Raw genomic sequence first — 22236 nt, forward strand, 5'->3', positions numbered from 1 at the left:
AGGCATTCGACAGTCGAGGCAAGGACCGTATGGCACGTTCAAGCATGGCGAATCCCGGTGCGGGAGCTCCGCTCGGAGCGAGCTGGATCGGGGAAGAGGTCAATTTCGCCGTCCACGCTGCAGAAGCCGAACGCATCGAGCTGTGCCTGTTCGATGCCGATGGCACCGAGAGCCAGCGAATCCTGCTGTCGGGGCGCGACGGGCCGGTGCATCACGGCCGCATCGGCGGCCTTGCGGAGGGACAGGTCTACGGGCTGCGCGCCCATGGTCCCTGGCGCCCGGAGGAGGGGCTGCGCTTCAACCCGGCACGCCTGCTGATCGATCCCCACGCTGTCAGGCTCGTCCTGCCGGAGGGCATGACCTCTGCTTTGCCGATAAAGGGCGCACAGGGTGTGGACGATATCGTGCTGGACGAAACCGACACGGCCGCGATCATGCCGAAGGCGGTGCTGGAGCGGCCCGCGCCGGGCAGGACCCGCCCTTCCGGTGTGAGGCCCGAGACCCGCATCATCTATGAAGTCCATGTCAAGGGCTTCAGCCAGGCTCATCCCGGCATCCCGCCCGAGCTGCATGGGACCGTGGCCGCGCTGGCCCATCCGGCGGTGATCGCCCATTTCACCGAGCTCGGCATTACTACGCTCGAATTGATGCCGCTGGCCGCGGCGATCGACGAGCGCCATCTCGAGCCGCTCGGGCTGAGGAATTATTGGGGCTACAATCCTGCTTGTTTCCTGGCGCCGGATCCGCGCCTCGCCCCCGGCGGCATGGCCGAGATCGCCGATACGGTGGACCGGCTGCATGACGCTGGCTTCGAGGTGCTGCTCGACGTCGTCTATAACCACACTTCGGAGAGCGACGAGCGTGGCGGCACCCACTCGCTGCGCGGGCTCGACAATCGTTCCTATTACCGGCTCGCCGACAATCCGCGCTTTTATGCCAACGATACCGGCTGCGGCAACACGCTGGCGCTCGATCGTGAGCCGGGGCTCGGCCTCACCCTCGCTGCCCTCCGGCATTGGGCGGAGATCGGCGGCTTCGACGGCTTTCGCTTCGATCTCGCCCCGGTGCTGGGGCGCCGGCCGGATGGTTTCGATCGGCAAGCGCCCTTGTTCGCGGCCATTGCCGCCGACCCCGTGCTGAGCACGCGGCTGATGATCGCCGAACCCTGGGACATCGGCCCCGGCGGCTACCAGCTCGGCCATTTTCCGCAAGGCTGGGCGGAATGGAACGATCGCTACCGAGACGACGTCAGGCGGTTCTGGCGCGGCGACGGCGGCATCGGCGCGCTGGCGACGCGGCTGGCCGGCTCCTCGGATCTGTTCGACCCCGGCAGCCGCCGCCCGAGCGACAGCATCAATTTCGTCGCGGCCCATGACGGCTTCACCCTGGCCGATACGGTGAGCTTCGCCGGCAAGCACAATGACGCCAATGGCGAGGGCAACCGCGACGGGCATTCGGGCGAGGTGAGCTGGAACGATGGCGCCGAAGGCCCCAGCACCGCGCCGGAGATCGTATCGCTCAGGCGCAGCCATGTCCGGGCCTTGCTGGCGAGCCTCCTGCTGTCGCGGGGCACGCCGATGATCGCCATGGGCGACGAACTCGGCCGCAGCCAGCGCGGCAACAACAACGCCTATGCCCAGGACAATGCCATCACCTGGATCGATTGGGCCAGTGCCGATCGCTCCCTGATCCAGTTCGTGGCGAGCCTGACGCGCTTGCGCAGATCGCTGCCTCTGGTGACGGCGGATCGGTTCCTCACCGGCAAGCCCCATCCCGACGATGGGGCAGATGGGCAGCCCGACGTGACCTGGCTCGGGCCGAGCGGCCAGCCTTTGCAGGACAATGAATGGGGCAATCCGGCTTTGCGCAGCCTCGGCATGGCCCTGGCAGGACCGGATGGCTCTAAAGCGCTGATCTGGTTCCATGCGGGCGCCGAGCCGCTCTATGCTCGGCTGCCGGATCTTGCACCCGGGCTAGCCTGGCGGCTGGCGCATGTCAGCGACGAATACCAGGCCTTCGCACCGCCGGCCCTCTACGGCGCCTTTGACATCATGGAGCTTGCGCCGCGCTCGGTCGGCGTGTTCATCGCCGAGCCGGGGCGTGCGCCGCGCCGGGATGGCGACGCGCCGCCCGAAGTGCTCGAGCTTCTGGCCAAGGCGGCAGGCATCGCGCCGGAGTGGTGGGAGGTTTCGGGCCGCCACACACTGGTCTCCGGAGACACCAAGCGCGCTCTGCTCACCGCCATGGGCCTGCCCCATCACTCGCTCGCCCAGGCACGCGAGAGCCTGGAGCATCTACGCTCGCTCGCTGCGCCCGTCGGGAACCGACAAGCCAAGGCTTTTTTGCCGCCGATGCTCGCCGATGGCGGCAGGCACTTCGGCCTTTCCGCCCAGCTCTATACGCTGCGACGGCAGGGGGACCAGGGCGTCGGGGATTTCCGCACGCTGGAGGTTTTGGCCAGGGACGCGGCCGGCAAGGGCGCGAGCCTGATCGCGCTCAACCCCTTCCATGCCATGTTCCCCTCCGACCGGCAGCGGGCCAGCCCCTATCAGCCCTCCGACCGGCGCTTCCTCGATCCGGCCCTGATCGCCCTTGACGCCGTGCCTGAACTGGAAGGCCGGCTCACGGTCCCGCCACCGGCCGGGCGTTTCATCGATTGGCCCGAAGTCTGGCGCCACAAGCGGGCGGCGCTGGCGCAGGCTTTTTCGATCCTGACCGAACGCCCGGCGCGCTTCGCTGCCTTCCGGGCCTTCCAGATGGCGGGCGGCGAGGCGCTGGCTCGCTTCTGCCTGTTCCAGGCGCTGGAGGAGCAGGCCGGGTCGTGCGCCATCCCGGCGATGTCGACGGCGGCCTTGCCCTCCGACCTGCAGCATGCCGCCGATTTCGCCGGCTATCTGCAGTTCCTGGCGGAAGAGCAGCTTGCTGCGGCCAGCCGCGGCGGCCTTGCCATCGGTTTTTGCCGAGACCTCGCCGTGGGAGCGGCGCCGGATGGCGCCGAGGTCTGGACGGCGCCCGATGCCTTCCTGAAAGGGGTCTCCGCCGGAGCTCCGCCCGACCCCTTCTCGGCCAGCGGCCAGGTCTGGCATATCCCGCCGCTCGATCCGGTCGCTCTGCGCCAGAGCGGTTTTGCCCATTACCGCGAACTGCTCGCCGCCAATATGCGCCATGCCGGGGCCTTGCGCATCGACCACGTCATGGCGCTGACCCGGCTCTTCGTGGTGCCCGGTGGTGCGCCGGCCAGCGAGGGCGCCTATCTGACCTATCCGCTCGAAGGCATGCTGGCGGTGCTCGCCGAGGAGAGCCAGCGCCATCGCTGCATGGTGGTGGGCGAGGACCTCGGCACCGTGCCGGAGGGCCTACGCGAGCGGCTCTCCGAAGCCGAGCTCTATTCCTATCGCGTATTGTTCTTCGAGCGGGACGGCGGAGTGTTTCGCCGGCCCGATCTTTATCCGGCCGCGTCGCTGGCCTGCGTTGCGACGCACGACCTGCCGACCTTGCGCGGCTGGTGGAGCGGCGCGGACATCGCACTGGAGCGCACGCTTGGCCGGCCCGTCGCCGAGGACGCCGAGGCGGTGCGCGCCGAGGACAGGCAGGCGCTGCTGCAGGCCGTCGGCAGCGAGGAGAGTGCGTTGACGCCGGCTCTCGTCGGCGCCATCCATGGCTTCCTGGCCTCTGCTTCCTCGGGCCTCGTCGCCGCGCAGGTCGAGGACCTTGCCGGCGAGGTCGACCCGGTCAACCTGCCGGGGACCGATCGGGAATATCCCAATTGGCGCCGCCGCCTCGACCTCGATGTCCACGCCATGCTGGAAACCGACGAAGCCAAGGCGGTTTTCGAAGCGATGCGGCAGGCGGGACGGGCAGAGTAGCCATGGCGCTGACCGGCAAGCAGCATGAGAGAAGCCTGGCGCTCGGGGCCCTGGTCAGTCCCTGGACGGTTCCTGCCGGCCTTCCACTCCTGTTTGTCGTGCTGGATCTCCTGGCCGGCGGGCAGGACGGCATTCCCGACTCTCAGATTGCCGGTGTCTTTGCGGCTTTTCTGATGTTTGGACTGCCTTTCACCTACGCCGTCACCTTGATCCTGGTGATGCCGGTGGCCTTGTGGCTGCGGCGCAAACAGAGTTTGTCGAGCGCAAAATTGTGCCTTTGGTGTATCCTGCTCGGGCCGATCACGATGTATGGCTACGCCTGGCTGCTGGGAGGAAGGCCGGGAGAACTGCTGGAACCGGAGGGCTTGTTGCTGTCTGCAGCGTATGGCCTGGCCTCCGGCATCGTCTTCTGCCTCGTATCGGGCATCCGTCTTGTGGCCCGCTGAAGCGCGTTCGGGACTCTGCTGCATCATTCGAGACCGAGGCCTGAAAGACCATGCATTCCAGATTGCTCAAGACCTTTCTCGCCGTTGCCCGCCATCGTAATGTCACCCGGGCAGCCGAGGCGGTGCATCTGGCCCAGTCGAGCGTGAGCGACCAGATCCAGGCGCTGGAAGCCGAACTCGGCACGCCTTTGTTCACGCGCTCGCGGTCGGGCCTGCAACTGACGGCCGCCGGAGCGGCGCTGCAGCCCTATGCCGAGGAGATCCTGACGCTGACGGAGGAGGCGCGCGGCGCCGTGGCCATGACGGTCGGGCAGGAGCGCGGGGCGGTATCGATCGGCGCCTTGGAAACGATTGCGACCTCCCGTCTGCCGGCCTGGCTCTCGCGTTTCGGGCAGGCCCATCCTGAAATCGCATTTCGCTTGTCCGTCGCAGGTACGGGTGACCTCCTGCGCAAGCTGGAAGATGGTGAGGTGGACGTCGCCTTCTGCTTCGACAATGGCGAGTTCGACGAGCGTTTCGCCAGGCGTGGCATTTCCAGGGAGCCGCTGATCCTGATTGCGCCGGCCGGCGAACCGACGCTGCCGGCTGATGACGGCTTGTCCATCCTTGCTGCAAGACGGTTCGTCGTGACGGAGATGGGCTGCGTCTACCGCCGTATGTTCGACGCGGCCTTTGCCGCTGCCGGGCTTGCGGCCCCGAAGCTGGCGGCCGAAGCGGGCAGCATCGGCGCGATTGCCCGGCTGGTGGCGGCCGGAACGGGTCTTGGCTTGGTGCCGCGCCTGGCGGTCGCCGAGGCACTCGCGCGGGGCGAGGTCATTGAGCTTTCCTGGCCGGACCCGGCCCAAGCTGCCAATCTGGCCGCGGAGCTGGTGATGGTCTGGCGCCGGCGGCGGGTGCAGCCGCCGGCCTTGAAGCTGCTGCTCGCCTCGGCTAGCACCGGGCTCGACGCGCTCAGACCAGGCGGTGCCCACCCTCGACATGCAGAACCGATCCTGTCGTGAAGCCGTTGCCCATCACGAAGGCCAGGGCATCGGCGATGTCCTCGGGCCGGCCGACCCTGCCGACCGGCAGTTTTCTTGCCATGGCTCCCAGGGTCTCGTCTTTCCTGTCGCCGGCGACGAAGGCCCAGATCGGGGTGTCGACCCAACCAGGCGACACGGCGTTGACCCTCAAGGGCGCGAGCTCGACCGCCAGCGCCTTGACCAGTCCCTCCAAGGCGGCATTGACGGCGGCGACCGCTGCACCCCGCGGCAGGGGACGATAGGCCGCGATACCGGAGACGAAGGTCAGGGAGCCGGACGGTGCCAGCTTCCCGGCGCCATGCTTGGCCAGGAGGAGGGCCCCATAGACCTTGCTCTCCATGATTCTCTGGACGGCCTTCAGGTCGAGAGAGGGCAGAAGCGCATAGGCTCCGTCGATATCAGCCGCGGTACTGACGATGTGATCGAGCCGGCCGATGTGCTCGAACAACGCTGCGACCTCGTGTTCCCGAGTGATGTCGGCAGAAACGGTATCGAGAGCGTCGGCGGCACCGAGGCTCGAGCGGGCCTGGGCCAGTCTCTCCTCACTCCGTCCGACGATGACGACCCGCGCACCGGCATCGAGGCAACCCCGTGCCAGTGCCAGGCCCATGCCGGAACTGCCGCCGGCGATAAGAATTCTCGACTTTGCAAGACTCATGATGATGAGCTTCCTTTCGATCCGGATGGAGCTGCGCATCGGGATCGCAGATCGGCGACGGCCAGGAAAACGGAAGAAACCGATAGCGCTATCGGTGTTTCCGATGGTGGCGTTGTGCCTGCCGGATAGGTGAGGCTGACGAGACGTCCGCGGTCCCAGTCTTGGCGCTTCCGGTACGAACCTTGTCAGTAGCGCGCGGGGAGCGGCGCGGCTGGAACCGCGGGCGTCTCGTCCGCCCTTGAAACCGCAGTGCCTGCCGGCGAGGACGCCTGCGGGAAAAGTGCCCCTGTTTTTCATGGCGTGGCTGGAGATCCCATGCACCAGTACGCGCCGGCCTATCGGTCAGGTTGCATCAGGCTCGTCGGGTGAGCCATGATCGTTGCTTATGTTGCGAATCTGGACGGTCCCGTGAGTCTCTATGCTCTCAAGCCTCGTTTTCAGGCCCTTTTGCGCCCGCGCGTCACGCGGCTGGCCGAGCGGGGCACGACCGCCAACCAGGTGACGCTGGCGGCGGCGGCGGGCTCTCTCGTCGTTGGTCTCGGTGTCGCCTGGCTCTCGGATCTGCGCATCCTCTTTCTGCTGTTGCCGGTCTGGCTCGCCATACGCATGGCCCTCAATGCCATCGACGGCATGCTGGCGCGCGAATTCAGCCAGAAGAGCCTGCTCGGCGCCTATCTCAACGAGGTCGCCGATGTCGTCTCCGACGCGGCGCTGATCCTGCCCTTTGCCACCCTGCCGGTCTTCGGACCGTTCTGGACCGGGACGGTGATCGTGCTCGCGGTGATCAGCGAGTTTGCCGGCGTGATGGGGCCGATGGTCGGCGCTAACAGGCGCTATGACGGCCCGCTCGGCAAGAGCGACCGTGCTTTCATGTTCGGCGCACTCGGCCTGTGGGTCGGCCTCGGCCTGCCACTGCCCGGCTGGTTCGGCTGGATCATGCCGCTTGCCGTGCTTTTTCTCACACTGACCATCGTCAATCGTGTGCATAAGGGCCTGCGTGAAGCCCGCGCCAAGCAGGCCGATGACGGCAGGAGTCATGATGCGTCCCTCTGAGACCGGTTTTTTTCGCAGCCATGACGGTGTCGAGCTGTTCTACCGCCATTGGCCGGCCCTCAATGCCCCCGCCAAGGGCGCGGTCGTGCTGTTCCATCGCGGGCATGAGCATTCGGGGCGCATGGCGCATCTGCCCGATGAACTCGCCATGCCCGATTATGAGTTCTTCGCCTGGGATGCCCGGGGCCATGGCGACTCGCCCGGCGAACGCGGCGATGCGCCCAGTTTCGGCGCCCTGGTGCGCGACGTGCAGAGCTTCATCGACCATATCGGCACCGTGCATGGTTTCGCGCCCGCCGATATCGCCGTGCTCGCCCAGAGCGTCGGGGCCGTCGTAGCCTCGGCCTGGGTGCATGACTATGCGCCCAAGATCCGTGCTTTGGTGGTGGCCTCGCCCGCCTTCAAGGTGAAGCTCTATGTGCCCTTCGCCCGGCCGGGCCTGAAGCTGTGGCAGGCCTACAAGGGCAATTTCTTCGTGCAATCCTATGTGAAGGCCAAGTTCCTCACCCATGATCCAGAGCGCCAGGCGACCTTCGACGCCGATCCCAAGATCACCAGGGCGATCTCGGTGCGCATCCTGCTCGGTCTCTACGACGCCGCGCGGCGGGTGGTCGAGGATGCCCGGGCCATCACGGTGCCGACCCAACTCCTGGTTTCCGGCGCCGACTGGGTGGTGCATCACGGGCCCCAGCACCGTTTCTACGAGAATCTGGGATCGGCTACCAAGGAGCGGCACGTGCTGCCGGGCTTCTACCACGACACGCTCGGCGAGAAGGACAGGGCGGTGGCGATCGGCCATGTCAGGCGCTTTCTCGGCGAGCGCTTCGCCGCGCCCCTGGAACGCACCGTCCTCACCGAGGCCGATCGCCAGGGCTACACCCGCGACGAAGCCGACAGGCTCGCCTCGCCCCTGCCGCTCGCCTCGCCGAAGGGCCTCTACTGGGCGGGCACCAGGCTCGGGCTGAAGGCGACGGGGCTGGTCTCCGACGGCATCAGGCTTGGCCATGAGACCGGCTTCGATTCCGGCTCCACCCTCGATTATGTCTATCGCAACACGCCGTCGGGGCGTTCAGCTCTCGGGCGGTTGGCCGACAAGAACTATCTGGAGGCGATCGGCTGGCGCGGCATCCGCCAGCGCAAGCTCCATGTCGAGGAATTGCTGCGTGTCGCCATCGCCCGGCTGCGGGAAGAGGGGCGGCCGGTTTCCATCGTCGACATCGCTGCCGGCCATGGCCGCTACGTGCTCGAAGCCCTGGAGGCGGAAGGCGTCTCACGGCCGGATTCGATCCTGCTGCGCGACTACAGCGACATCAATGTCGAGGCGGGCGGGCGGCTGATCGCCGAAAAGGGCCTCGCCGACATCGCCCGCTTCGTCAAGGGCGATGCCTTCGATGCGGCCAGCCTTGCCGGCATCGAGCCCAAGCCCACTCTCGGGCTGGTTTCCGGGCTCTACGAGCTCTTCGCCGACAACAACCTGATCAAATGGTCGCTGGGCGGCCTTGCCGCCGCCATCCCAGCCGGAGGCTATCTGATCTACACCGGCCAGCCCTGGCATCCGCAGCTCGAGTTCATCGCGCGCGCCTTGACCAGCCACCGCCAGGGGCAGGCCTGGGTGATGCGCCGGCGCACGCAGGCCGAGATGGACCAGCTCGTCGAGGCTGCGGGCTTCGAGAAGCTCGAACAGCGTATAGACGAATGGGGCATCTTCTCGGTCTCGCTCGCTCGCCGCAAGGCCGTGTCATGACCCCTGTTTTGGAGCGCGGACTTCCAGTCCGCTCTTGGAAACGCCCTGCTGATGGGAAGGGAAGAAGCGGACAGGATGTCCGCGCTCCAAGGGACTTCCGGCAAGAGGTATCGTCATGACCATGGCGATACCGGTGAAGCCTGCCGATGGCGGGCGCTCCGACAGGCGCCCCTGGGGCAGGGCGCTTGTCTGGCTCGCAGGCCTCGGCATCTTCTTCTATTCGAGCTATGGCCTCGCCAATTACCTCGCCGACCAGCGCGTCTTCGTGCCGTCCATCGTGTTCGGCTGGGAACACGGCATGCCGTTCCTGGCCTGGACGATCATTCCCTATTGGTCGGTCAACCTGTTCTATGCCGCCTCGCTATTCGTCTGCACTAGCAGGACGGAGCTGGACACACTGGGGCGCCGGCTGCTGACCGCACAGGTGATCGCGGTCGCCTGTTTCCTCCTCTTTCCGCTGCGCTTCAGCTTTGCCAAGCCGGAGATCGGCGGCGGCCTGTCCGGCTTCATGTTCGATGCGCTGCTCAGCTTCGACAAGCCCTACAACCAGGCGCCCTCGCTGCATATCGCGCTCCTGGTGATCCTCTGGGTGCACTACGCCAGCCATCTGCCGGCCTGGGCCCGGTGGTTGCTCCATCCCTGGTTCGCCCTGATCGGGCTTTCCGTCCTCACCACCTACCAGCATCACTTCTTCGACATACCGACCGGTGCCTTGCTCGGCCTGTTCTGTCTGTGGCTGTGGCCCGACGAGATGGGCGTTCCCTCTCCCCCTCCGGGAGAGGTTAGAAAGCGTCGAAAGCTCGCTGCCTGTTATGGTCTGGGCGCCCTGGCTCTTGCCGTCATCGGCATCGGGGTCGGCGGCTGGGGGCTGTGGCTCTGCTATCCGGCGGCATCGCTCGCCCTTGTCGCGGCGAACTACCTCTGGCGCGGGGCGGCCGGTTTCCAGAAACGGGGCGACGGTTCGATGCCGCTGGCGGTCCGGCTCCTGTTCGCGCCCTATCAGCTCGGGGCTTTCCTCAATTCGCGCTGGTGGACGCGCCGCGAGCCATCCGCCGGCGAAGTTCGTCCCGGGATCTATCTCGGCCGTATCCCCTCGCGCCTCGATCGCGCACCGGGGAGCTATGGCAGCGTTGTCGATCTTGCCGCCGAACTGTCCGCCTGGCGGGGCGTGTCGACGCGTGCGGTACCGATGCTCGACCTGATAGCGCCGCAGCCGGCAAAGCTGGTGGAGGCTTCGCAAGCGATCGAAGCGGCGCGCGGCAAGGGCACGGTGCTGGTGTGCTGCGCACTCGGCTATTCGCGCAGCGCCGCGGCGGTTGCGTCCTGGCTGCTCGCCAGTGGGCAGGCGCAAACGGTGGACGACGCGGTTGCGATCCTACGTGCCGTCCGCCCGCGAATCGTGTTGGGGTCCGAGGCGCAGGCCGCCATCGTGGCGGCCGCCAAACTGGTTGATGTCCAAAGTGATTGAAGTCCATGGCTGATGCACAGGAAAATCCGGCGGTGATCGCCGCCATCGCCGCTTCCTATTTGCGGCAGGGCAGGGCGCTCGATTGGATTTCGCGCGGATTGACGCTGCTGGGTGTCCTCGCCGTCGTGATCGCCACCTATGCATCAGCGCCCCTGTCCGTCAGCGGGCTTGCAGTGCTGGCCGTGCTGCTCGGCCTGGTACAGAGCTATTTCGCCCTGCGCGCGGGCTTTGATGCCGAGATTTTCGGCCATCTGGCCGGCAATGCCTTCAGCACCACCAATTTCGACAGGGCGATGAAGCGTCTCGGCTTGTTTGCTGAAGACCGCGCCTCGCGCCCGATGTCGGAGCGGGCTCGTGGCGCCATGGCCCTGGTGCGCCGCCAGGCCATCTTCCTGGTGCTGCAGGTCGCAAGCCTGCTGGCTTTGCCGCTGCTTGGGGCCATGCTGTGAGCGACATCGCGGTGCGGGATGGCCGTTCCCTGTTCGGCCGGCTGGTGGGAAGCGCTACCATCGGTTTTGCCCGGCTCGTCACCGGCGTGCGCGGCAATTGGCAGGGCTGCCTGCCGGCGCGCAAACCGCGCATCTATTTTGCCAACCATGCCAGCCATGGCGATTTCATCCTGGTCTGGACGGTCTTTCCGTCTGCCCTGCGCGCGACGGCACGCCCGGTGGCGGCGCGCGATTACTGGAATGCCGGCGCGACGCGGCGCTTCCTCGCCCACAATGTCTTCGATGCCGTGCTGATCGACCGCGAGAGCACGACCCGCAGTGTCGATCCGATCGGCCAGATGGCCTCTGCCCTGGAGGCGGGATCCTCGCTGATCCTGTTTCCGGAGGGGACGCGCAACATGGGCGAGGAGCCGCTGCTGCCTTTCAAGTCCGGCCTGTTCTGGCTCGCCAAGCGCCAGCCGGACGTGGAAATGGTGCCGGTCTGGATCGAGAACCTCAATCGCGTGATGCCCAAGGGTGAGTTTCTGCCGGTGCCCTTCCTGTGCACCGTCACCTTCGGAGCACCGCTGCGGCTGGGGCCCGGGGAGGAGAAGCAGGCCTTCCTCGATCGCAGCCGCAATGCCCTGCTGGCTCTCAGGCCGCATGAGGGGGACGAGGGTTGATGTTCGAGAACCATACCCTCGCCCTGTTTGGCGGCATCATCGCCTTCCTGGTCCTGGCCTCCCTCATCGGCTGGCAGCTCGACCGCAGGGCCGGCCCGCAGGGCAATGCCGCCATCGACAATCTCAATGCCCGCATCCGCGCCTGGTGGGTGATGGTGGCGCTGATGGGCGGTGCCTTCCTCCTCGGCAAGGCCGGCGTGATCGCCCTCTTTGCCTTCGCCTCCTTTGCGGCCCTGCGTGAATTCCTGACGCTGACGCCGACGCGCCGGGCCGACCATCGCACTTTGTTCGCCATGTTCTTCGTGGTGCTGCCGATCCAGTATTACCTGATCTGGATCGAGTGGTACGGGCTCTATTCGATCTTCATTCCGGTCTATGTCTTCCTGCTCCTGCCGATCCTGATCGCGCTGAGGGGCGATACCGCCAAGTTCATGACCCGCGTCGCCGAGATGCAATGGGGCGTGATGATCGCCATCTTCTGCCTCTCCCATGTGCCGGCGCTGCTGACGCTGGATATTCCCGCTTTCGAGGGCCGCAAGCTCCTGCTGATCGCCTTCCTGGTCATCGTGGTGCAGATGAGCGACGTGCTGCAATATGTCTGGGGCAAGCTCTTCGGCCGGCACAAGGTGGCGCCGAAATTGTCGCCCTCCAAGACCTGGGAAGGCTTGGTCGGCGGGGTAGCAAGTGCCACTTTGCTCGGTGCCGGCCTGTGGTGGATCACCCCGTTCTCCTTCTGGCAGGCCGGGCTGGTGGCGCTGGTGATCACCTTGATGGGCTTTTTCGGCGGGCTGGTGATGTCGGCGATCAAGCGCGATCGCGGCGTCAAGGATTGGGGGCATCTGATCGAGGGGCATGGCGGCATGCTCGACCGACTCGATTCCGTCGTCTTCGCCGCGCCGATCTTCTTCCATGTGGTCCGCTATTGGTGGACCGTGTAGAAACGAGTCGTCGCTGCCTGCCGGCGATCGGATGTTCACGCCTCATCTCTGCCAAGGAAATCCCATGTCCAAGCCTGTCCTGTTCGGAACCTTCAACGGCGCCGATGTGCTCGAGGTCACCCTGCGCTCTGATGCCGGTGCCGAGGCCCGGATCATCACCTATGGCGGCGTGGTGCGTGATCTCCTGGTGCCCTCGAAGAACGGGCCGCAGCGTGTGGTGCTCGGCTTCGAGAAGTTCGAGGACTACCCCAAATATTCCCCGCATTTCGGCGCCAATCCTGGCCGGGTCGCCAATCGCATCGGCTTTGGCCGCTTCACCCTTGATGGCGTGACCTACGATCTCTCCAAGAGCCATGGCGGCCCGCACACGCTGCATGGCGGTGCCACCGGCTTCGGCAAGCGCGTCTGGTCCCTGGTGCAATCGGACCAGCGCTCGGCCACGCTGGTGCTCGTCTCCGAGGACGGCGACATGGGCTTCCCCGGCCGCGTGGTGACGACCTGTACCTATCGCCTGCTGGAGCCGGCGACGTTGCAGGTGATCTTCACCGCCACCACCGACAAGGCGACGCCAGTCAATCTCGCCCAGCATTCCTATTTCAATCTCGATGGTTCGGCCGATGTGCTCGACCATCGCATGGAGATCGATGCCGATTTCTATACGCCCACCGACGCCGACCTCATCCCCACCGGCGAGATCCTCTCGGTGGCGGGTACGCCATGGGACTTCCGTCAGGAGCGCACCTTGCGCCTGGAGACGCCGGAAGGGCCGTTCAAATATGACGGGAATCTGGTGCTGAGGAGCTCGGGCGTATTGGCGCGGGCGGCGCGGACCTGGTCTCCCAAGAGCGGCGTCAGCCTGGAGACCTGGACGACCCAGCCCGGCGTGCAGCTTTACGATGCCGCCAAGCTGGACATCCCGGTTCCCGGCCTCGGCGGCGCCAAATATGGGGCCTTCGGCGGCTTCTGCCTCGAGACCCAGAACCTGCCGGATGCCGTGAACAAGGCGCATTTCCCGTCCTCGATCATCCGACCGGGCGAAGTCTACGACCACGAGACGCAATATCGCTTCGGACAGGTGTGAGGCGATCATCCGGTTCTCGTTCGGATGCGTGGGCATCATGGCTGCGCATCCGAAACCGAACTGCGCCACGGTCAATCTGCCTCCTAGTTTCTGCATCAAGGGAGCAAATCGGACCTTACCGATGGCGAATTCCATCACCTACGATGCGCGGCCTGACCTGCCATACCTGCCGATGAATAATTCGCTGATGTCGGTGTTCATCGACGTCTTGGCGTTGGCTGCCTCGTCACTGGCTTCGACCCCTCGGCAATGCCAGCTTGCAGCGTGGATCGCCGCGCGGGACCAGGGCGTCTATGGCCTCGGAACCGTGGGCTTCGATATCGCCGAGATGCCTTGGGAAGTCGAGAGTTTCGTCGAAGACCGATCCTTCATCCTCCGCACGATCGAAACGGCGAAAGCGAAGCGCGATTGGCACCGGCTCGGCTACGAGCCGAAGGAAGGGTGGCTTATGCCATGCCTGGATAAATTCCATGTGCTGCTGGCGGCGTTTGTGCCCGCTGACATTCGCGCCGAGGCGACGGACCGCAAGGGTTTGTGGTCGGCCCCCGAATTCGAGCGCTGTCCGGCGCATGGCCTGATCAAGCATGCCCATGGCTGCCCCATCTGCAATGGGGCGTGACGGGAGGCATCGGTCCGATGGCAAGCGGGCACTCGATTGACTAGAGCAGGCCGAGATAGACGATCTCGGTTTCGATCTGGCCGCCGTCGATCTCCACAATGCGATAGCAGCGTCGCGTCGTATCGACTTCAAGCCGATCGGCCTCCTTGACGATCTGGTAGGAGACGGCGGGGGTGCAGAACTGCCGGATATTCGCCTCGCGCCGTTCATCCGCCATGTGATAGTGGCCGCAAAACAGCGATATGTCGCATTCGCTGCCGATCAGAAGCGCCTTGAGAGTATCGCGTTCCCTCAAGGCGGCGCCGGCGTGCTCCACCGGTGTATCGATCGACAGGACCGGATGATGCAGGAACAGCAGGAGGCGGCGCGTGTCCTGCAGTTCCCGCGCGAGCCAGGCGAGCTGATCCTCGTCCACCCGGTTGGCCGATGAATCGAGAAACAGCCATTTCAGCGCCGGATCGCCTTCGGAAAAACAGGCCTTGCCCTCAACGGCATGGGTCTGATCGGAAAGGAAGGGTGAAACCGCGTCATGGTCGTCGTGGTTGCCGAGGACTATTCTCCTGCTGAAATCGTAGGATTCCAGGATCTCGAAGAAGTCGGGGACGGAACTGGGTGCGCCGATGTCGCCACCGAAGATCACCTCCGATATGCCTCTCGCGGCAATGTCGTCGAGGACCCAGCGCAGATGGTCTCGATGTTCTGCCGGCTCACTGGCATAGTGCATCTTGTCGCTGTCCATCGCACCGCCCATGACGAGTTTTTGCCCGAGATGGGCGTCGGTGAAATAAGCAAGTTTTCTCGTCATCGCGGCGGCCTGGCAATTGTATCGACTTGTCGCCGCGTTCTAGCGGGCCGTGCCGGGCAATGTTTCGACGCGCGTCGAACCATGTGTACCCACCATCCACGCAGATCAGGTTCCTGCCCAGGGCCTTGCTGCGAAACGCCAGGGCTTCGGCATATTGAGGGGAGGCATACCAGGCCTCGACGGCGGCACGATCGGGAAATTCGACCAGGACGATCAGGCGAGGCGACCAATTGCCCTCCATGGTTCGGACAGGGCCGCCACGCGCCAGATAGCGGCCGCCATATTTCTCGATCGTTGCGGGGGCGAGCCGCACATAGGCTTTCCAGGCTTCCTCGTCCTGCGGAACCACGTCGGAAATGACATAGGCACTCATGATTGTCGTCCTTTTTCCAGTTCAACCAGGTCCAGGATCTTTTGCTCGATGACGAGGAGGCCGGACTGCAGATCCTCGATCCGGGCAGCAACCCGTCGGCGCTGCTTCTCCAGCAGATCCCGACGGGCGGCCTCGGTGCCGGCGCCTTGCTTCCACAAGCGCGCATAGGCGGCGATGTCCCGGAGCGGCATGTCCGCAGCCTTCATGCGGCCGAGAAAGTCGATCCAGCCGAGGATGGCGGCGTCATAGTCCCGCTGGCCCGAGCCGTTCCGAAAGGCCGGCGGAAGCAGGCCGACTTTTTCGTAATAGCGCAGCGTGTGGACCGACAATCCCGAACGTCGCGCCAGTTCTCCGATCTTCATCTGCCTTCATCGGCCTCCTGAACCGCAGCCGAGGCTACTTGCTGGAGTGCACTCTAGATCAAGCGCTGATTTGCGGCATGTCGGTCGACAGCCGACCTTCCGCCCGAGAGATCGCGGCGGGCTGCAGGCGCATCGCGGCTCGCACGGACCTCGGATGGCGACAGTGCTGACAGATTGTTGTCAGCAGCGATGAACTAACCTTCGCACTCCGATCGGCTGGGAGGGGCGAGGGCCATGACAGGTTTCGAGACATCGTCGGTAGCGATGGTTCCCATCCGCCTTCTGACGTTTCAAGCCCCGGCCGAGGATGTCGACCGCATCATGGATGCCGTCGTCGCCATCGTTCCCCTGGCAATGGGGCCCTATGACAGCAATGCCTATCAATCCTCTCCCGGAACGGAGCGTTATCGCCCGCTGGAGGGGGCGGCGGCCGGCGCGGAAAGCGAGCTTCGCAAGCGCCCGGGCGTGGTGGAAGTCTGTTTCGAGCTTCCCGATGCACAGGACGTCACGGAGAGGGTGATCGAGGCCATCTTCCAGGCCCATTCCTATCAGGAGCCGGTAATCAGGTTGCAGACCATCCTGTCCAGCCGTTCCAAGGGGCTTGACGACGGCAAGAACCCCAATCGCTGGTGGAACAGCAGGGGGGATTGGAAGAAGGCCGCCTCGGCATGAACCTCGTGCAACCGAAAGACGGGGAGGGGGCCCCGGTACCCGGGAGTTGCGTTCAGGCTATCGGATCAGGGGAGGTAGCTTTAGCCGTCGACCCCATTGCAACAACAGTTGGCAAAAAGCTAGCTTGGCGTTGGGGGGGGCGAAGTGGAGTTCGTTCCCATGCTGCTGGCATTGATGCTTCCTGCTCTCTGGATTGCCTGGGCAGTGTCCTGGTTTGCTGCTTCGGGCTGGGCGAGTGCGCCATCGCGTGTGGAGAGCGGCCGTTCGGCCTTGCCCTATCGTTTCTATCTGGCGGTTGGCGCTATCCTGCTCATTCTGCCGAACCGTTTCGATTGGGCTCCCCGCTTATGGCACCCCACGGCCTGGGACAGCTGGACGATCGACCTGCTCGCGCTGGCCGGTTTCGTTTTTTGCTGGTGGGCCCGGCTTCATCTCGGTCGTCTGTGGTCGAGTGCGGTGACGATCAAACCAGAACATCGCATCGTCGACAGCGGCCCTTATGGGCTGGTGCGCCATCCCATCTATACCGGGCTGCTTCTGGCTGTTTTTGCGTCTGTGCTAGCGAATGGCACATGGCTGGGAATGGTTGGCGGCCTGATCATGCTTGCCGGCTTCCTGTCGAAAGCCCGCCTCGAGGAGACGGCGCTGCGCGAGGCACTGGGCCGGGAAGCCTATGACGATTACGCAAGCAGGGTGCCGATGCTCGTCCCCCTGCTTCCGCATCTTCCGGGGTGAGGGACTGTCTCAGACGAGGGCCCCCGCCAGGCGCAGCCTGCCCACCTCGAGGCCGTTCCAGTTCTTCTGCACCGGTTCGAGGAAGCTCCTCAGCGCCTCGGCCTCGCTGTCGGAAAGAGGCAGAAGCTTGGCGATCACGCCGGCCATCATCAGTTCGGCGGCCCGGGTACCGCCATCATCGCATTTGAGGGCGATGCCGTAGCCGAGTTCGGGAAAGGCGGCGCAGAACACGCCTTCGGCGCCGGTCTTCACGAAGACGCGCTCGCCGAAGATCGTCATGATCTCGGTGCAGAAGCGCCTGCTACCGGCGACCAGGAAGGGCTCCGCGGCCGCAGCGCGGCGGATGCGGGCGGCGGCCTTCGCCCTTTCGGGGCCGAGATGGGCGCCGGTGCCGAAGCGAGCAAAGCCCCGCGCCACGCCTGCGAGCGGAGCGGCCTGGGTGGGGATGGAGCAGCCGTCGATGCCGACGCCATCGCCGGCAAGGGCGGCTCCGCTCATCTCGTTGACCGCCCCCATCACCTCGCGCATCACCGGATGCCCGGCCTCGATGTAATGGTGGGGATCACGGTCGCTGGCGCAAGCAAGGCAGATGAAGCCGGCATGCTTGCCCGAGCAGTTGTTGTGCAGGGCCGAGGGCTCTTCTCCGGCCCGCAGCAGGGCCCAGGCGGCCGGGCGAAAGCTCGGCGCATGGGCGCCGCATTCGAGCGTGCCGGCATCGCGGCCGGCCTTGGCCAGCATGGCGGCAGCTTGCTCGACATGGCGCGGCTCGCCGCCATGGGAGGAGACGGCGAGGGCGATGTCCGCGTCGGTAAGACCGAGCTTGTCGGCGGCTCCCGATTCCAGCAGGGGCAGGGCCTGGAACGCCTTCACCGCCGAGCGGGGGAAGACGGGGCGGGTGAGGTCGCCGAGCGCGAGTACGAGGCGGCCTTCGGGATCGCTGACGGCAACGGCGCCGCTATGCCGGCTTTCGACCATGCCGCCGCGGATGAGTTCGGCCAGGACGGGATTGGACATGGCGACTTGCTTTCTTTATGTGCAGGCGGGCCTCCATCGCAGGCTTCGCGGGCCGAGGCAATACCCGAATATGTGATCACATTTCTACATTGATCCGCGCGCGCCGAACGCCTATCTAAGCGCCAGCGAGAGACATAACGGAGGAAGGCGCATGTTGGAAAAACTGGCGCAGACACTCGAATTCAAGCGTGAGGCCGCCTACGTCAACGGTCAATGGATCGCTGCCGACAGCGGCAAGACCGTGCCGGTCACCAATCCCGCCACCGGCGAGCTCATCGGCAGCGTGCCCGATTGCGGCAAGGACGAAACAGCGCGCGCTATTGCGGCCGCCGATGCCGCTTTCCCCGCTTGGCGCGCCAAGACAGCCAAGGAGCGGGCCAAGATCCTGCACAAGCTCGCCGATCTGATCGAGGCCAATGCCGAGACGCTCGGCGTGCTGCTCACGGTCGAGCAGGGCAAGTCGCTCACCGAGGCGCGCGGCGAAGTGGTGTTCTCGGCCGCCTATGTGCGCTGGTTCGCCGAGGAAGCCCAGCGCGTCTATGGCGACGTGATTCCTTCCCCCTGGCCGGGCCGCCGCATCCTGGTGACCAAGGAGCCGGTGGGGGTCGTCGGCGCCATCACGCCCTGGAACTTCCCCTCCTCGATGATCGCCCGCAAGCTTGGCCCGGCCCTGGCCGCCGGTTGCACCATCGTGATCAAGCCGGCCATGCAGACGCCCTATTCGGGCCTGGCCTGGGGTGCCCTGGCCGAGATGGCTGGTATTCCGGCCGGTGTGGTCAACGTCCTCACCGGTTCTGCCAGCGCCATTGGCGGCGAGCTCACCTCGAACCCGCTGGTGCGCAAGATCACCTTCACCGGTTCCACGCCGATCGGCAAGCTCCTGGTGGAGCAGTCCGCCAAGACGCTCAAGAAGGTCTCGATGGAACTCGGCGGCAACGCCCCCTTCATCGTGTTCGACGACGCCGATGTCGATCGGGCGATCGAAGGCGCGATGATCGCCAAGTACCGCAATTCCGGCCAGACCTGCGTGTGCACCAACCGTTTCCTGGTACAGGCCGGCATCCACGACAAGTTCGTCGAGAAACTGATCGCCGCTTCCAACGCGCTCAAGGTCGGTAACGGCCTCGAGGCCGGCGTGCAGCAGGGCCCGCTGATCGACGAGAAGGCGGTGCAGAAGGTCGAGGAGCACATCAACGACGCCGTTGCCAAGGGCGGCAAGGTGGTGGCGGGCGGCAAGCGCCACGCTCTCGGCCACACCTTCTTCGAGCCCACGGTGGTGACCGGCGTGACCCCGGACATGATGGTGGCTCGCGACGAGACCTTCGGGCCGCTCGCCCCGGTGTTCAAGTTCGAGACCGAGGAAGACGCCGTCCGGATGGCCAACGACACCGAGTTCGGCCTTGCTTCCTACTTCTACACCAAGGATCTCGGCCGTGCCTTCCGGGTCGCCGAAGCGCTGAAATACGGCATGGTCGGCATCAATGAGGGCCTGATCACCACCGAGGTCGCTCCCTTCGGCGGCGTCAAGGAATCCGGCATGGGCAAGGAAGGCTCCAAATACGGCATCGAGGATTATATCGATGCCAAATATGTCTGCGTCGGCGGTCTCGACTGAGGCCTGCTCCAAAGCACATGACACAGGAAGGGCCGGCACCACCGGCCCTTTTTCGTCGGATACGCAGGCCGCGCCCGCTGTCGTCGCAGCTCGCCCTGCCAGCTCGTGGTGACAGAAGGACGCCGCGACAGAAGGCCGGGGTCCGGCACCGGGGGGGGCGGTGGAGGGAATTGTGATATTTTTGCCGACATTGTCATGGAAAGCGACAGTGCAGCCGGTTTTTTGGCTGGTTCGCACGCCGCCGCCTCAATTTCGCCCGTTCACTGACTATTCACCCCTTTTGCTGCATTGAGGGCAGCTTAAGCAAACAGGATTGGGTTTCGATGCGGGTCGCCTCGCTCTTTGCTTTGATCGCTTCGGCACTTGTGCTGACGGGCTGCGTCGGGATCGATGACGATTCCGGTGACTCGACCTCGTCCCTGAAGCCCGTGCTGACCAACACGGCCTCGAACGACCAGGCGGCCAACACCGCCCCGCTCGGCATCTGGCGCGGCGGCATGACCATGCTGGTGATGACCACGCGCAATTCGACCGGCAACAAGGAACCCTGGTTCGGGGCCAAGCGCGCTTCCGACCCGACCGCTGCGCGCCTGGTGATGTATCCGCCGTCCAAGTCGCTGCTGGCCGCAGTCAACCCGGTTTCCACACCTGGCTGGTCGGTGGCCGGGGTGAGCGCCCTGCCGGGAGACCAGCCGGCCACCTCCCTTGCGACGCAGGCCGAGGGGCGTGACGTCATCGTCTATGTCCACGGCTACAACGAAACCTTCGACAGCGCGGCGACGAGCTATGCCAAGCTGGTCGACGGCATCAAGTTCTCGGGCGTGCCGGTGCTGTTCTCCTGGCCCTCGCGTGCGGCTTTGCTGGACTATGTCACCGACAAGGACAGCGCGATGTGGTCGCGCGATGCCCTGGAGGACACGCTCACCGCGCTCGCCAACGATCCCAAGGTCGGCCGCATCAACCTGATCGCCCATTCCATGGGCAGCATGGTGATGATGGAAGCCCTGCGCTCGATGTCCGATCGCATGGGGGCCTCGCTTCCCAATCATTTCGGCGCCATCGTGCTGGCCAACCCGGATGTCGACCTCGACCTCTTCCGTCGCCAGATGAAGCGGCTGTCGTCGCTGTCGTCGAAGATGACGGTGATCGTCTCCAAGAACGACCGCGCCCTGGAGATCTCGACCAAGCTCGCCGGTGGTGTGCCGCGGGTCGGTTCCGGTGACAGCGAGGAACTGCAGAAGACCGGCGTGAAGGTGGTCGACGCCTCCGATTTCGGCTCCGGCTTCATCAACCACGACATTTTCATGAGCCGCGAGGAAGTGCGGGCCGTGGTTGCCCGGGCGATCGAGAACGCGGACCAGTAGTCTCCGGCGCCGCTCGCGCAATCGCCTGAGGGAAGAACTACGCCAGGAAATCGGCGCGGTGCGGGGTGAAACAGTCGACCAGTCGGCCTTTCTCGATCGCCTTGACGCCATGTTCGAGGCCGGAGGGCACGATGAAGCTGTCGCCGGCGGCAAGCGTTTCGGTTCTGCCCGCGATGGTGACCTCGAACCGCCCCTCGGCGACATAGCTGGACTGGATGTGGGGATGCGAATGCAGCCAGCCCACGCCATCCTTCTCGAAGGCGAATTCGACCATCATCAGTTCGTCGGTATAGGCGAGAATGCGTCGCCGGTTGCCGTCCGGCGTCGGCTGCCATTCGACGTCAGCGGACCGGGCGAAGAGCTCCTTGCTGCGGATCATCGGACTTCACCTCGCTGTCCAGTTACGGTGGGAAGATAAGCACAGGTCCGGAGCGCTGTCCCGCTTATCGCCATCTGGCCGGCGCGGCCTCTATTCGCCGGCCGTCTTCTCCACGGCGCGTGGCGCATTGCGCAGGGCCTCCAGCATGCGGGCCCTCGAGATTTCCAGCAATTGGCTCATGGCGCGCGATGCCTCGTCCGCTTTGCGGGCGAGAATCGCCGAGACGACGGCCTGATAGGGCTGCAGGTCCATCGCCTGCCCATTGGCGCTGCGCTGCGTCAGGCCGAAGGAGACTTTCAGCGCCGTCTTGACCGCTCGCCCGATGGTGACGAACAGGCCGTTATGGGTGGCCGTCATGATGGCGAGATGGAACTCCGTCTCCGCGCCGGCCGCCAAGGCCGGTTGCCCGAGCATGGAAACGAGGTCCGCAAAGCGCATGCGGATGCGTTCGAGGTCATCCGCCGAGCCGTCCCGCGCCGCCAGGAAGCAGGCGCGCGGCTCGAAGCAATTCCGCATCTCGTAGAGATCCTCGATGATGCGTTCGTCGAACTGGGCATTGAGGCGCCAGGACAGCACGTCCTGGTCGAGCAGGTTCCAGTCGGCGAAGGGCAGGACGCGCGTGCCGGTCTTGGGCGAAACCTCGACCAGCCCCTTGGCCGCCAGGTTCTTTACCGCCTCGCGCACTGTCGAGCGGCTGACGCCATAGGCCTGGCAGAGTTCGTTCTCGATCGGCAGGGTGTCGCCGGGGCGGAACTCTCCCGAGGTGATGCGGGTGCCGATGATGCGTGCGACCTGCGCACTCATCGTGCTGATGGCGGTATCCCGCTCGAACATACTCATCTCCAAACCAGCCCGCGGCCGGACCCAGGCGGGAACGCGCCCTTCGCACGGGCAACTCCGACCGTGCCTGG

General features: G+C 65.4%; 22 protein-coding genes. 15 read left to right on the top strand and 7 right to left on the bottom strand.

Features of this window, described 5'->3' with window-relative positions:
• The first annotated feature begins 29 nt into the window (after positions 1-29).
• The 3 genes from glgX to ACTJKX_RS02065 are packed head-to-tail and all read left to right on the top strand — an operon-like array spanning position 30 to position 5313.
• Complete coding sequence (glgX, locus tag ACTJKX_RS02055) at positions 30-3866, top strand: glycogen debranching protein GlgX (protein WP_440724197.1); 3837 nt, start codon at positions 30-32, stop codon at positions 3864-3866.
• Positions 3867-3868: 2 nt separating this feature from the next.
• Complete coding sequence (locus ACTJKX_RS02060) at positions 3869-4312, top strand: hypothetical protein (protein ID WP_440724198.1); 444 nt, start codon at positions 3869-3871, stop codon at positions 4310-4312.
• A gap of 50 nt (positions 4313-4362) precedes the next feature.
• Entirely contained in the window at positions 4363-5313 is a 951-nt protein-coding gene (locus tag ACTJKX_RS02065) for a LysR family transcriptional regulator (protein WP_440724199.1), read from the top strand.
• Here ACTJKX_RS02065 and ACTJKX_RS02070 read toward each other — a convergent pair.
• On the bottom strand, positions 5264-5992 hold the full coding sequence (locus ACTJKX_RS02070) for an SDR family oxidoreductase (protein WP_440724200.1): 729 nt from the start codon (positions 5990-5992) through the stop codon (positions 5264-5266). The genes ACTJKX_RS02065 and ACTJKX_RS02070 overlap by 50 nt on opposite strands.
• A gap of 408 nt (positions 5993-6400) precedes the next feature.
• On the opposite strand from ACTJKX_RS02070, the gene ACTJKX_RS02075 reads away from it, so the two are divergent.
• From ACTJKX_RS02075 to ACTJKX_RS02110, 8 genes are all read left to right on the top strand, one after another.
• On the top strand, positions 6401-7045 hold the full coding sequence (locus ACTJKX_RS02075; RefSeq protein WP_440724201.1) for a CDP-alcohol phosphatidyltransferase family protein: 645 nt from the start codon (positions 6401-6403) through the stop codon (positions 7043-7045).
• Positions 7029-8789, top strand: coding sequence for a bifunctional alpha/beta hydrolase/class I SAM-dependent methyltransferase (locus tag ACTJKX_RS02080; protein ID WP_440724202.1), 1761 nt, complete (start codon positions 7029-7031; stop codon positions 8787-8789). The genes ACTJKX_RS02075 and ACTJKX_RS02080 overlap by 17 nt, the downstream gene beginning before the upstream one ends.
• 115 nt (positions 8790-8904) lie before the next feature.
• Positions 8905-10257 (top strand): phosphatase PAP2/dual specificity phosphatase family protein, encoded by a 1353-nt coding sequence (locus tag ACTJKX_RS02085; RefSeq protein WP_440724203.1) that lies wholly within the window; start codon positions 8905-8907, stop codon positions 10255-10257.
• A gap of 5 nt (positions 10258-10262) precedes the next feature.
• Positions 10263-10706 carry a hypothetical protein gene (locus ACTJKX_RS02090; RefSeq protein WP_440724204.1) on the top strand — a complete coding sequence of 148 codons (444 nt, stop codon included), beginning with the start codon at positions 10263-10265 and terminating at the stop codon, positions 10704-10706.
• A gap of 5 nt (positions 10707-10711) precedes the next feature.
• Positions 10712-11368 (top strand): lysophospholipid acyltransferase family protein, encoded by a 657-nt coding sequence (locus ACTJKX_RS02095; protein WP_425590887.1) that lies wholly within the window; start codon positions 10712-10714, stop codon positions 11366-11368.
• Positions 11368-12306, top strand: a complete 939-nt coding sequence (locus tag ACTJKX_RS02100; protein WP_311933407.1) for a phosphatidate cytidylyltransferase — start codon at positions 11368-11370, stop codon at positions 12304-12306. The genes ACTJKX_RS02095 and ACTJKX_RS02100 overlap by 1 nt, the downstream gene beginning before the upstream one ends.
• Before the next feature lie 64 nt (positions 12307-12370).
• Positions 12371-13387, top strand: a complete 1017-nt coding sequence (locus ACTJKX_RS02105) for an aldose epimerase family protein (RefSeq protein WP_440724205.1) — start codon at positions 12371-12373, stop codon at positions 13385-13387.
• A 37-nt stretch (positions 13388-13424) separates the two neighbouring features.
• Positions 13425-14006, top strand: a complete 582-nt coding sequence (locus ACTJKX_RS02110) for a hypothetical protein (protein ID WP_440724206.1) — start codon at positions 13425-13427, stop codon at positions 14004-14006.
• Positions 14007-14046: 40 nt separating this feature from the next.
• Here ACTJKX_RS02110 and ACTJKX_RS02115 read toward each other — a convergent pair whose 3' ends face one another.
• Genes ACTJKX_RS02115 through ACTJKX_RS02125 form a run of 3 tightly spaced genes read right to left on the bottom strand, consistent with a single transcriptional unit; the run spans position 14047 to position 15546 of the window.
• Positions 14047-14811, bottom strand: a complete 765-nt coding sequence (locus ACTJKX_RS02115; protein WP_440724207.1) for a metallophosphoesterase family protein — start codon at positions 14809-14811, stop codon at positions 14047-14049.
• The gene (locus ACTJKX_RS02120; RefSeq protein WP_440724208.1) at positions 14714-15184 is read right to left on the bottom strand and encodes a DUF1330 domain-containing protein; all 471 of its coding nucleotides are present in this window, start codon (positions 15182-15184) and stop codon (positions 14714-14716) included. Before ACTJKX_RS02120 ends, ACTJKX_RS02115 begins: the two co-directional genes overlap by 98 nt.
• On the bottom strand, positions 15181-15546 hold the full coding sequence (locus ACTJKX_RS02125) for a MerR family transcriptional regulator (RefSeq protein WP_394310173.1): 366 nt from the start codon (positions 15544-15546) through the stop codon (positions 15181-15183). The genes ACTJKX_RS02120 and ACTJKX_RS02125 overlap by 4 nt, the downstream gene beginning before the upstream one ends.
• 234 nt (positions 15547-15780) lie before the next feature.
• Between ACTJKX_RS02125 and ACTJKX_RS02130 the strand changes: the two genes are divergently transcribed.
• Together ACTJKX_RS02130 and ACTJKX_RS02135 are read left to right on the top strand one after the other, a co-directional pair.
• Entirely contained in the window at positions 15781-16218 is a 438-nt protein-coding gene (locus ACTJKX_RS02130; protein WP_440724209.1) for a hypothetical protein, read from the top strand.
• Positions 16219-16377: 159 nt separating this feature from the next.
• Positions 16378-16953 (top strand): methyltransferase family protein, encoded by a 576-nt coding sequence (locus ACTJKX_RS02135; RefSeq protein ID WP_440724210.1) that lies wholly within the window; start codon positions 16378-16380, stop codon positions 16951-16953.
• Between the two features lie 9 nt (positions 16954-16962).
• Here the strand turns inward: ACTJKX_RS02135 and ACTJKX_RS02140 are convergent, their stop codons facing one another.
• Positions 16963-17967, bottom strand: coding sequence for an asparaginase (locus ACTJKX_RS02140; protein ID WP_440724211.1), 1005 nt, complete (start codon positions 17965-17967; stop codon positions 16963-16965).
• A 151-nt stretch (positions 17968-18118) separates the two neighbouring features.
• Here ACTJKX_RS02140 and ACTJKX_RS02145 point away from each other — a divergent pair, with 151 nt between their 5' ends.
• Complete coding sequence (locus ACTJKX_RS02145) at positions 18119-19582, top strand: NAD-dependent succinate-semialdehyde dehydrogenase (protein ID WP_440724212.1); 1464 nt, start codon at positions 18119-18121, stop codon at positions 19580-19582.
• 323 nt (positions 19583-19905) lie between these two features.
• Complete coding sequence (locus tag ACTJKX_RS02150) at positions 19906-20946, top strand: alpha/beta hydrolase (protein WP_440724213.1); 1041 nt, start codon at positions 19906-19908, stop codon at positions 20944-20946.
• Between the two features lie 37 nt (positions 20947-20983).
• On the opposite strand, the gene ACTJKX_RS02155 is transcribed toward ACTJKX_RS02150, so the two are convergent.
• Both ACTJKX_RS02155 and ACTJKX_RS02160 read right to left on the bottom strand, forming a co-directional pair.
• Positions 20984-21325, bottom strand: coding sequence for a cupin domain-containing protein (locus tag ACTJKX_RS02155; protein WP_440724214.1), 342 nt, complete (start codon positions 21323-21325; stop codon positions 20984-20986).
• A 90-nt stretch (positions 21326-21415) separates the two neighbouring features.
• Positions 21416-22159 carry a FadR/GntR family transcriptional regulator gene (locus ACTJKX_RS02160; RefSeq protein WP_311933396.1) on the bottom strand — a complete coding sequence of 248 codons (744 nt, stop codon included), beginning with the start codon at positions 22157-22159 and terminating at the stop codon, positions 21416-21418.
• Between the last annotated feature and the right edge of the window lie 77 nt (positions 22160-22236).

The organism is Labrys sp. 22185, assembly GCF_052045555.1.
Taxonomy (GTDB): Bacteria; Pseudomonadota; Alphaproteobacteria; order Rhizobiales; family Labraceae; genus Labrys; species Labrys neptuniae.